Annotated in this window: 8 protein-coding genes, 1 tRNA gene and 1 pseudogene; 4 read left to right on the forward strand and 6 right to left on the reverse strand. The window is 67.7% G+C overall.

Translation table 11 applies throughout. The annotated features are described in order from the left end of the window. The first annotated feature begins 152 nt into the window (after positions 1–152). Entirely contained in the window at positions 153–1,778 is a 1,626-nt protein-coding gene (locus tag ACWGIF_RS36775) for an ISAzo13-like element ISStsp1 family transposase (protein ID WP_453504076.1), read from the forward strand. A 229-nt stretch (positions 1,779–2,007) separates the two neighbouring features. On the opposite strand, the gene ACWGIF_RS36780 is transcribed toward ACWGIF_RS36775, so the two are convergent. The 3 genes from ACWGIF_RS36780 to ACWGIF_RS36790 all read right to left on the reverse strand — a co-directional run bounded on the left by ACWGIF_RS36780 (position 2,008) and on the right by ACWGIF_RS36790 (position 3,525). Next, a complete protein-coding gene (locus tag ACWGIF_RS36780; protein WP_453504078.1) occupies positions 2,008–2,628 on the reverse strand; it encodes a restriction endonuclease in 621 nt (206 codons plus the stop codon). 80 nt (positions 2,629–2,708) lie between these two features. Next, complete coding sequence (locus ACWGIF_RS36785; protein ID WP_453504080.1) at positions 2,709–3,011, reverse strand: hypothetical protein; 303 nt, start codon at positions 3,009–3,011, stop codon at positions 2,709–2,711. A gap of 443 nt (positions 3,012–3,454) precedes the next feature. Then, positions 3,455–3,525: transfer RNA gene (locus ACWGIF_RS36790), tRNA-Gly, on the reverse strand. A gap of 458 nt (positions 3,526–3,983) precedes the next feature. Here ACWGIF_RS36790 and dcd point away from each other — a divergent pair. Then, on the forward strand, positions 3,984–4,571 hold the full coding sequence (dcd, locus tag ACWGIF_RS36795; protein ID WP_030152916.1) for a dCTP deaminase: 588 nt from the start codon (positions 3,984–3,986) through the stop codon (positions 4,569–4,571). Continuing rightward, a complete protein-coding gene (locus ACWGIF_RS36800) occupies positions 4,568–5,065 on the forward strand; it encodes a phosphoribosyltransferase (protein ID WP_453504082.1) in 498 nt (165 codons plus the stop codon). Before dcd ends, ACWGIF_RS36800 begins: the two co-directional genes overlap by 4 nt. A gap of 110 nt (positions 5,066–5,175) precedes the next feature. Here ACWGIF_RS36800 and ACWGIF_RS36805 read toward each other — a convergent pair whose 3' ends face one another. The 3 genes and pseudogenes from ACWGIF_RS36805 to ACWGIF_RS36815 form a co-directional block, all read right to left on the reverse strand. Beyond that, complete coding sequence (locus ACWGIF_RS36805; protein ID WP_453504084.1) at positions 5,176–6,084, reverse strand: Yip1 family protein; 909 nt, start codon at positions 6,082–6,084, stop codon at positions 5,176–5,178. Between the two features lie 655 nt (positions 6,085–6,739). Then, a pseudogene (locus tag ACWGIF_RS36810) lies at positions 6,740–8,956 on the reverse strand (heterodisulfide reductase-related iron-sulfur binding cluster); the annotation flags it as partial. A 110-nt stretch (positions 8,957–9,066) separates the two neighbouring features. Continuing rightward, positions 9,067–9,603 carry a sugar transferase gene (locus ACWGIF_RS36815; RefSeq protein ID WP_453504086.1) on the reverse strand — a complete coding sequence of 179 codons (537 nt, stop codon included), beginning with the start codon at positions 9,601–9,603 and terminating at the stop codon, positions 9,067–9,069. A 219-nt stretch (positions 9,604–9,822) separates the two neighbouring features. On the opposite strand from ACWGIF_RS36815, the gene ACWGIF_RS36820 reads away from it, so the two are divergent. After that, a partial coding sequence (locus ACWGIF_RS36820) for an Hsp70 family protein (RefSeq protein WP_453504088.1) occupies positions 9,823–10,914 on the forward strand: 1,092 nt, incomplete at its 3' end.

Raw genomic sequence — 10,914 nt, forward strand, 5'->3', positions numbered from 1 at the left:
GAGGTGCTGGACCGGCATCTGCACAACCTGCCAGCGACCCCTGCCGGAAACGACACACACCACCCCAAGATCAAGAACAACCTAACGGAGTCCTATTAGGGCTTGCAGATCATCAAGGTGTTGCTTCCCGACCTGGGGCTCGTTGGTCTGGTATGCGCATCCCGGACGAGACCCGTGACCAACTCTCCGCGAAGTTCGCGGTGTTGTTCCCGCATCTGGACGAGCGGCAGCGACGGCTGTTGATGGGGGCCGAGGCCCGGCTGCTGGGACATGGTGGCATCCGCGCTGTCGCTCGGGCGGCCCAGGTCAGTGAGACGACGGTCCGCGATGGCGTGTTCGAGCTGGAATCCGGCGACGAGCCGTTGGGGCGGGTCCGGCGTCCCGGCGGAGGACGCAAACGGGTCGCCGATCTGGACCCGGGGCTGCGGCCGGCACTGCTGGCGCTGGTCGAGCCCGATGAGAGAGGCGACCCGATGTCGCCGCTGCGGTGGACTGTGAAATCGACCCGTACGATCGCGGCGGAGCTGGCCCGGGCCGGGCACCGGATCAGCGCCGATACCGTGGGCGACCTGCTGCGGGAGGAAGGCTTCAGCCTGCAGGCCAACGCGAAGACGCTCGAGGGTAACCAGCATCCGGACCGGGACACCCAGTTCCGTTACCTCAACGAGCAAGCCCGCCACCACCGGGACGCCGGCCAGCCGGTCATCAGCGTGGACACCAAGAAGAAGGAACTCGTCGGCGACTTCAAGAACAGCGGCCGCCAGTGGCGTCCCGCCGGCGAGCCCGTCCCGGTCAGCGTCCACGACTTCGCCGACCCGCAGCTGGGCAAGGCCGTCCCCTACGGGATCTACGATCTGACCGCGAACACCGGCTGGGTCAACGTCGGCACCGATCACGACACCGCCGCGTTCGCCGTGGAATCGATCCGCCGCTGGTGGCACGACCAGGGCCAGACCGCCTACCCGCGAGCGACACGGCTCCTGATCACCGCCGACGCCGGCGGATCCAACGGCTACCGCACCCGGGCATGGAAGCTCAAGCTGGCTCAACTCGCCGCTGAAACCGGGCTGACGATCACCGTGTGCCACCTACCACCGGGCACTTCGAAGTGGAACAAGATCGAGCACCGGCTGTTCTCGCACATCACCATGAACTGGAGCGGCCGCCCGCTGACCAGCCACGAAGTCATCGTGCAGTCGATCGCCGCGACCACCACCCGCACCGGACTGCGCGTGAGGGCCGAACTCGACACCAACACCTACCCGACCGGAGTCCGTATCAAAGACGCGGAGATGGCCGCCCTGCCGCTGACCCGGCACGCGTTCCAGGGCGCCTGGAACTATGCACTGCACCCCCAGCCATCACCTGAAATCCCGGCGGCCCGGGCCCCGCAGACGCCGGATCCGCAGTGGAACCAGGCCTTGCTCTCCGATCCCGCACTGACCGGGATGACCCTCCAGCAACTGAACGACCTCACCGAGACCCTGGCCCCGGACGGGGATATCCGGCGCGGCCGCCCGCCCCGGCTGGCCTTCCCCGACCAGGTCCTGGCCACCGTGCTCCACCTACGGGCCGCCCTGGCCGCGGAACCCCTCGCCGTGCTGTTCGGCACGAGCCGCACCGCAATGCACCGCACCCTCTTGAAGAACCGGCGACTGCTCGAGGCACGCGGCATCACCATCCCACCGGCGACAACCCCACCCACGGCCCTCGCCGCCCTTCAGGCCCGGGTCCAGGCACAGACCAGCGAGGACAACAAGATCAAGACGACGTGTTAATGATCTGCAAGCCCTTAGCTCGGGTTCGACCTTGTGATCTATGTCGAGAAGTTGTAGTCGGCAGTGCCAGTGACCTGGCGGTCCAGTGCCGGCCTCGGCCCTGGACCAGTCTGACCTGGCCCTTCGCGGCCTGGACGTAATCCTCGATGCACCATCCGGTCTGGGCCACGGCACCAATGCAGGGGTCAGGGGCGTGATCATCGCGTGATCGCGAAATCACGCTGGAGCGCTAGGAGAGCGAGGCGGATTTTCGGGGCGGAGGTACTGAGCGGAGGAGTTCCCACAGGGGGCGGGAGCCGCTTGCCCACTGGGCGAGGAGGTGGCGGTCGACGAGGTGGAGGTGCTGGGACTTGGCGAAGTCGACGGCGGGCTTGGAGAAGCGGCCATTGGTGAGCATGACCAGAACGTCGCCGTTGTGTACCTGGCGGCCGGTGCCGTTGAGGACGTAGAGGTCTGGTGCGCCGACCGCGGATCCTGCCCAGCCATCCTTGCGGTGCTTGCACTGGATCACCCAGCGACGGCCGTGGGGGTCGGTGGCCTTCACATCGGCTCCCTTGTCGCCGCCCTTACCGACTTGCTGTGCGTTCTGACAGCCGTCTCGGTACATCAGGGCTCGCACGGCGTATTCGAACTGGGTGTAGTGCAGACCGTCTAAGTTCTCTACCACATACCGGAGTTCCTGGGCTCGGACGAGATCCCGGCGGGCTGCTTCCCTCTGCAGGTACACCCCGACTGCGCCCACACCCGCTACGGCGATGACCGGGAGCGCGAGGATCCATGGGTGCTCGGTCACCCAGGTCAGCACCGACGCCATGAGGCTGGCCGTCACCGCGCCGACGAGGCCGATCATCAAGAAGAACTGGAGGTCGGAGCCCTTCTGTTTGCGGGGGCGACTGCTTCGGCTTTGTCGGCGCCGGGCGGGATGGCGGCTCACCGGCCGCGCCCCGCGCCGGGGAAGACAATCGGATACGAGACCGTTGGCTGCGGCAGCGGTGTCTGTTGGTTCTCCCATGCCGGCCACTTGATCGGGTAGACCACCGTCGATTGCGGTTGGGGTAACCCCTGCCTTGGTTCTGTGCCAGCACCTGCCGTCGTCGAGCCGTTCCCGAGGATGAACGCTCCAGCCACGAACATGCCCAGCAGCGCAGTCTCGCGCCGGGCCCCGGGCGGGAGCCGCAGATGGGCGCTGACCTCGGTGCCGTCCGATTTCACGTACTTCTTGATCCAGGGCACAGCTGTATCCCCCTCAGTGGTCGCGTTGCGCCTCCCTGAGCAACTGACCCATGAAAGCACCCTGCACTGACAACAGGTCATCCTTCAGTCACTACTTGTGATCATCTGCGGATGGGCGGGGTCCCATGCCCTGACTGGCGCTGGCGGCGATGCCTGGGGCCGGGAAGGTGGCGCCCTTGCCGCGAACTGACGGGGCGAGGTGGGTGGTTGCGGCCCTGCTTTGCTGAGCCGAATTCGCGCAAGATCGGCAGCTTGTGGTGCAGGTCACGTGAAATGCGTCTCGCGATCAGGGATGCCCATGCGCTCATGTGGTGCAAGTGGTGCGCGAAGGGTCCTCTGGCCAGGGTATTCCTGCGAGTTGGGGCACGCGGAGGGTGCGGCAAGGGTGGAGAGGTCTAGACAATGAAGAAGGCCCAGGTCGCTGACCTGGGCCTTCGTTCAAGAGCGGATGACGGGAATCGAACCCGCGCTATAAGCTTGGGAAGCTCATGTTCTACCATTAAACTACATCCGCGCAGAGGGCCAGTTGCCTGGAGCCCTAGCGTTGAACACTCTACCTCATGATCGACCCCCGGCGAATCTGCCGCGGGGTCGTCGTCATGTGTGGTGTGCACGGGGGCGTGTGTGTGCGGGAGTTGGAGCGTACCGTGGGGTGCGGAGCGGCGGCTGGAGTGGGTGCCGATCATCCCCTAATGTGGCGATTCGTCGCAGTACGGCTCGTTGGGGAAAGGGACTCGATGGAGCACACCGTCGTCCGTTGTGCCGAAGGGCACGTTTTCAGTACCGCCTCCTTCCCGCTGCAGCACCTCGGTGCCGGCCGGATCGGGCCCGGGCGGCTGCTGCGGTGTCCGCGGTGCGCGCGGTTGAGGCATGCCGTGCCCGTGGGTGGCACGAAGCGATAGCGGCAGGGCCGGGCGCGCGGATCGCCCTCTCGATTGGGGGTGGCCCGCGCGCTCTGCGTATCCTCGGGACGTGCTTCTCTCTGACAAAGACATCCGGGCCGAGATCGACAGCGGACGGGTTCGCATCGACCCGTTCGAGGAGTCGATGGTGCAGCCCTCCAGCATCGATGTACGTCTCGACCGGTTCTTCCGGGTGTTCGAGAATCACCGCTACGCCCACATCGATCCCGCGGTCGAGCAGCCCGACCTGACGCGGATGGTCGAGCCCGAAGGGGACGAGGCGTTCATTCTGCATCCGGGTGAGTTCGTCCTCGCCTCGACGTACGAGGTCGTCTCGCTGCCCGACGACATCGCCTCCAGGCTGGAGGGGAAGTCCAGCCTGGGCCGCCTCGGCCTGGTGACCCACTCCACCGCCGGGTTCATCGACCCCGGGTTCTCGGGTCACGTGACCCTGGAGCTGTCGAACCTCGCCACGCTGCCGATCAAGCTCTGGCCGGGTATGAAGATCGGGCAGCTGTGCATGTTCCGGCTCAGCTCGCCCGCGGAGTTCCCGTACGGCAGCGAGCGGTACGGGTCCCGGTACCAGGGGCAGCGCGGGCCGACCGCCTCGCGCTCCTTCCAGAACTTCCACCGCACCCAGGTGAGGCACGAGGCATGAGCGCAGTACGCGAGAACCTGACCTACGAGGGCTTCGGCAGCGCCGTGCGCGAGCTGGCGCAGACGATCGCCGACGACGGCTACGAGCCCGACATCATCCTGAGCATCGCCCGCGGCGGCGTCTTCGTCGCGGGCGGCCTGGCGTACGCGCTGGACTGCAAGAACATCCACCTGGTGAACGTCGAGTTCTACACCGGCGTCGGCACCACGCTGGAGATGCCGGTCATGCTGGCGCCCGTGCCCGAGGCGATCGACTTCACCGACAAGAAGGTCCTCATCGCCGATGACGTGGCCGACACCGGCAAGACGCTGAAGCTCGTCCACGACTTCTGCCTGGGCCACGTCGCCGAGGTGCGCTCCGCCGTCATCTACGAGAAGTCCCACTCGCTCGTGAAGTGCGAGTACGTGTGGAAGAAGACCGACGAGTGGATCAACTTCCCCTGGTCGGTCGAACCGCCCGTCGTGAAGCGTGAGGGCCAGGTCCTCGACGCCTAGGCGCCGGCCGCCTGGAGGCGTACGCGAAGATACGCAAGATAGGCGAGGTACGTGAAGGGCCCGCCGCGCAGACACTGCGCGGCGGGCCCTTTCGTGTGCGAGGACCGGGCTTAGATGGTGCCCAGCTTGATGATCGACAGCAGCGCGATGAGCTGGATCGCGGACGCGCCCAGCGCCTTCGGCCAGGGCAGGTCGTGCGACTTGCTGATCAGCGAGGTGAAGAGCGCTCCGGCCGCGACCCAGGTGGCCCAGCCCAGTACCTGGACGACCATGTTGTCGCCGCCGAGGAACACGGCGAACAGCAGGCGCGGCGCGTCCGTGACGGACATGACCAGCATCGACAGGCCGACGGTCGGCTGCCACGTGCCGTCGCCGCCCATCTGGCGGGCCAGGGTGTGCGTGACCGCGCCCAGGATCAGCCCGCAGATGACGAAGGCCACGCCCGCGGACAGGACGATCGGGACGGCCTTCGACAGGGTCGCTTTGATCACGTCCTCGCGGGCGTCGTCGAGGCCGAAGACCGCAAGGCATCCGTAGAGGAAGGTCACGATCAGCGCGGGACCCCAGACGGCGTAGTCGCGCATCTGCAGGAAGGTCTGTCCCGGCCGCGTCACGATGCCGCGGAGCAGTTCCTTCCAGGGGAGGCGCGGCCCGGACGGGGCGGCCGCGGCCGCACCCGCCTGGTAGGTCGCGCCCTGGCTGTACGGGTCCTCACCGACGGCGAAGACCTGGGTGTGACCCGGGTTGTCGTTCGTGTAGCCCCCGCCGCCTCCCTGGCCGTACGGGGGCTGCTGCGCGTGCGGCGACTGCTGCCCGTACGGGTCGAAGTACTCCGGCTCGCCGTGCCCCCCGGCGCCCGGCTGGGGCCACTGCTGCTGCGGGGGTGGGCCGCCGACGGGAGGGTAGGGCTGCTGGCCGTACGGCGGCGGTTGCTGCTGGCCGTACGACTGCTGCTGCTGCGGGGGTTGTTGCGGAGAGCGGTTGTTGTCCCGGCCGCGTCCGATCCTGAATCCAGCCACGTGATCGAACGTACCTGGTCCGGCGGGCCCCGGTGGCCGGGCGGCCGGAAGAGCCACCCTTTGCGGCTGACCTGTGACATCCCTTAGGGGATCCCGGAGGGGGTGTCCCCACCCCCGGCGCCGCCGTGCTCCACGTCTGGTTTGCGCGGAGGTGTCATAGCCTGCGGCCCTTCGAAAGGTTTCGGCGAAATGCCCCAGCTTCGAACGCCGGAACGACCGGTCCCCCGAGAAGGGGACCGGCCGTTCCGGCGTGGTGCGCGATGACCTACTTGGCGTCCTCGGGCTTCGCCTCGGCCACCTTGGGCTCGGCCTCCGCCTCGGCCGGGGTCTCGGCCTCAGACTTCGTCTCGGCCTCCGCCTCAGGCTCAGCCACCGTTTCCGGGGCCGCCTCGGCAGGAGCCTGCGCGTCGGCCTCAGGCTTCGCCTCCACCTCGGCCTCCGCGTCAGCCTCGGCCTCCGTTTCGGCCGCAGCCTTGGCCTCCGCTGCAGCCTTGGCCTCCGCCTTCGCCTCCGCTGCAGCCTTGGCCTCCGCCGCCGCCTTCGCCTCCGCGTCGGCCTTCGCCTTCGCTTCGGCCTCCGCTTCCGCGGCAGCGGCTGCCGCAGCGGCCTCCGCCTCCGCCTCCGCCTCGGCCGCCGCGGCCGCGAGCTCCGCCTCCGTCGGTTCCGGGGCCTTCACGGACTCCAGCAGCAGCTGGGCCACGTCCACGACCTGCACGGACTCCTTCGCCTTGCCCTCGTTCTTCTTGCCGTTGACCGAGTCGGTCAGCATGACCAGGCAGAACGGGCAGGCGGTGGAGACGATGTCGGGGTTCAGGGACAGCGCCTCGTCGACACGCTCGTTGTTGATGCGCTTGCCGATCCGCTCCTCCATCCACATCCGCGCGCCACCGGCGCCACAGCAGAAGCCCCGCTCCTTGTGGCGGTGCATCTCCTGCTGCCGCAGCCCCGGCACGGCCGACATGATCTCGCGCGGCGGCGTGTAGACCTTGTTGTGCCGGCCCAGGTAGCACGGGTCGTGGTACGTGATCAGGCCGTCGACCGGGGTGACCGGCGTGAGGCGGCCCTCGTCGATCAGGTGCTGGAGCAGCTGCGTGTGGTGGATGACCTCGTACTCGCCGCCCAGCTGCGGGTACTCGTTCGCGATGGTGTTGAAGCAGTGCGGGCAGGTCGAGACGATCCGCTTCGCCGACTTCGGCTTACGGGTCGAGGGATCCTCGTCGTCCTCACCGAACGCCATGTTCAGCATGGCCACGTTCTCCTGGCCCAGCTGCTGGAACAGCGGCTCGTTGCCCAGGCGGCGCGGCGAGTCACCGGTGCACTTCTCGTCACCGCCCATGATCGCGAACTTGACGCCCGCGATGTTCAGCAGCTCCGCGAAGGCCTTCGTGGTCTTCTTGGCCCGGTCCTCCAGGGCGCCGGCGCAGCCGACCCAGTAGAGGTAGTCGAACTCGGAGAGGTCCTCCGCGTCCTTGCCGATGATCGGAACCTCGAAGTCCACCTCCTTGGTCCACTCGACGCGCTGCTTCTTCGCCAGGCCCCAGGGGTTGCCCTTCTTCTCCAGGTTCTTGAGCATCGTGCCCGCCTCCGACGGGAACGCGCTCTCGATCATCACCTGGTAGCGGCGCATGTCGACGATGTGGTCGATGTGCTCGATGTCGACCGGGCACTGCTCCACGCACGCACCGCAGGTCGTGCAGGACCACAGCACGTCCGGGTCGATGACGCCGTTCTCCTCGACCGTGCCGATCAGCGGGCGCTCGGCCTCGGCGATGGCGGCGGCCGGGACGTCCTTCAGCTGCTCGGCCGTGGCCTTCTCGTTGCCCTCCATGTCCTTGCCGCCACCGGCCAGCAGGTACGGGGCCTTGGCGTGCGCGTGATCGCGCAGCGACATGATGAGCAGCTTCGGCGACAGCGGCTTGCCCGTGTTCCAGGCCGGGCACTGCGACTGACAGCGACCGCACTCCGTGCACGTGGAGAAGTCGAGGATGCCCTTCCAGGAGAACTGCTCGACCTGCGAGACGCCGAAGACGTCGTCCTCGCCCGGGTCCTCGAAGTCGATGACCTTGCCACCGCTGGTCATCGGCTGGAGCGCGCCCAGCGCGACCGCGCCGTCCGCGTTCCGCTTGAACCAGATGTTCGGGAAGCCGAGGAAGCGGTGCCAGGCGACACCCATGTTGGTGTTGAGCGAGACCACGATCATCCAGATCAGCGAGGTGCCGATCTTGATCATCGCGGTGAAGTAGATGGCGTTCTGCAGCGCGCTCGCCGAGAGCCCCTTGAAGGCCAGGACCAGCGGGTACGAGACGAAGTACGCCGGCTCGTACGAGTCCACGTGGTGGATCGCGCCTTCGAGGCCGCGAAGGCACAGGATCGCGAGGCCGATGGTGAGGATGATGTACTCGACGAAGTACGCCTGCCAGGCCTTCGAGCCGGTGAAGCGCGACTTGCGGCCGGCCCGCGAGGGCAGGCTGAGCAGTCGGATCACCATCAGGACGACGATGCCGAGGACCGTCATCAGGCCGATGAACTCGATGTAGAGCTCGAACGGCAGGAAGCCGCCGACGATGGGCAGCACCCAGTCGGCCTGGAAGAGCTGGCCGTAGGCCTGCGCCAGGGTCGGCGGCAGCGTCAGGAAGCCGATCGCGACGAACCAGTGCGCGAAGCCGACGATGCCCCACCGGTTCATGCGGCTGTGGCCGAGGAACTCGCGGACGAGGGTGAGGGTTCGGGCCTTCGGGTCGTCCGTGCGGCTGCCGGCCGGCACGGGCTGGCCGAGCTTCACGAAGCGGTAGATCTGCGCCACGGCTCGGGCGAGCAGCGCGACGCCGACCACGGTCAGGACCAGCGACACGATGATCGCGGCGAGTTGCATGGGAGGGCTCCTCGGGCGGCACTTACTAAGCGGTAACTTATGAAGTCAAGGCTTGAGGTTACCCATTCCCGACGCCGCAATGTAGCTGAGCGTGCGGTGATCTGTGTCGCTCAGGCGACCCTTTGCCGGTAGGCCGCGCGCGGGGTCTGCGCCAGGATCGCGAGGTCCATCCCGAGCCAGTGGTTCTCCACATAATGCCGGTCCAGCAGGGTCATCTCCTCCCAGGGTAGGTCCGAGCGCGCGCTCACCTGCCACAAACCGGTCATTCCGGGGCGTACGAGGAGCCTTTCGGGGTGGTCCGTGCGGGCCTGCGGGCGCGGCCCGACCAGCGACATCTCACCGCGGAGCACGTTGAGCAGCTGAGGGAGGACGTCCAGGGCGCAGCGGTCCAGGGCCGCGCCGATCCGGCCTGTGCCGGCGGTGCGCAGCCGCCACGTGCGGAACGGCCGTCCGGCCAGGCCCGCCGCGGGTTCCCGTACGAAGGGCCGGCCGCCCTGGGTCGCATACAGCAGGGCGGTGATCAGTGCGAGCGGTGCGGCACACAGGGTCAGCAGGACGACTGCCCCGATGAGGTCGAGCACCCGCTTGGCCGGCGGCCGGACCGGCCGGAACCCAGGCCGGGCGGGGAGGGACGGCAACAGGAGCATGCCAGCACGCTGCCGCATGCCGTGGGCCGTCTTGCGGTGGCGCGCGGCCGGGATGCCCCGTTCGGCCCTCCCCCCGCCGCCGGGGTCGGGGCGGTGCCCAGGAGGTTGCGCGTAAGTGCGGCCTAAAGGTTGAGCCGACCCGACTCAGCTCTGTTGACGCCGGAGCGGCGATACGGCATGGTTGAGTCTGTTCCACTCAAGTCAGCTGGAGGAATTGAAATGGCACGTGCGGTCGGCATCGACCTGGGCACCACTAACTCCGTCGTCAGCGTTCTGGAAGGCGGCGAGCCCACCGTCATCACCAACGCCGAGGGCGCCAGGACCACGCCGTCCGTCGTCGCCTTCGCCAAGAACGGCGAGGTGCTCGTCGGCGAGGTGGCCAAGCGCCAGGCGGTCACGAACGTGGACCGGACCATCCGCTCCGTCAAGCGCCACATGGGCACTGACTGGAAGATCAACCTGGATGGCAAGGACTTCAACCCGCAGCAGATGAGCGCCTTCATCCTGCAGAAGCTGAAGCGCGACGCCGAGGCGTACCTGGGCGAGAAGGTCACGGACGCGGTCATCACCGTCCCGGCCTACTTCAACGACTCCGAGCGTCAGGCGACGAAGGAGGCCGGCGAGATCGCCGGCCTGAACGTCCTGCGCATCGTCAACGAGCCGACGGCCGCCGCCCTGGCCTACGGTCTCGACAAGGACGACCAGACCATTCTCGTCTTCGACCTCGGTGGCGGCACCTTCGACGTGTCGCTCCTGGAGATCGGCGACGGTGTCGTCGAGGTCAAGGCCACCAACGGTGACAACCACCTCGGTGGCGACGACTGGGACCAGCGCGTCGTCGACTACCTGGTGAAGCAGTTCGCCAACGGCCACGGCGTCGACCTGTCCAAGGACAAGATGGCGCTCCAGCGTCTGCGCGAGGCCGCCGAGAAGGCGAAGATCGAGCTGTCCTCCTCCACGGAGACCACGATCAACCTGCCCTACATCACGGCTTCCGCCGAGGGCCCGCTGCACCTGGACGAGAAGCTCACGCGCGCCCAGTTCCAGCAGCTGACCTCGGACCTGCTCGACCGCTGCAAGACCCCGTTCCACAACGTCATCAAGGACGCCGGCATCCAGCTGTCCGAGATCGACCACGTGGTCCTGGTCGGCGGCTCCACCCGCATGCCGGCCGTCGCCGAGCTCGTCAAGGAGCTCACCGGCGGTCAGGACGCCAACAAGGGCGTCAACCCGGACGAGGTCGTCGCCATCGGCGCCACCCTCCAGGCCGGTGTGCTCAAGGGTGAGGTCAAGGACGTCCTGCTCCTCGAC

This window comes from Streptomyces sp. NPDC054849 (genome assembly GCF_053610945.1).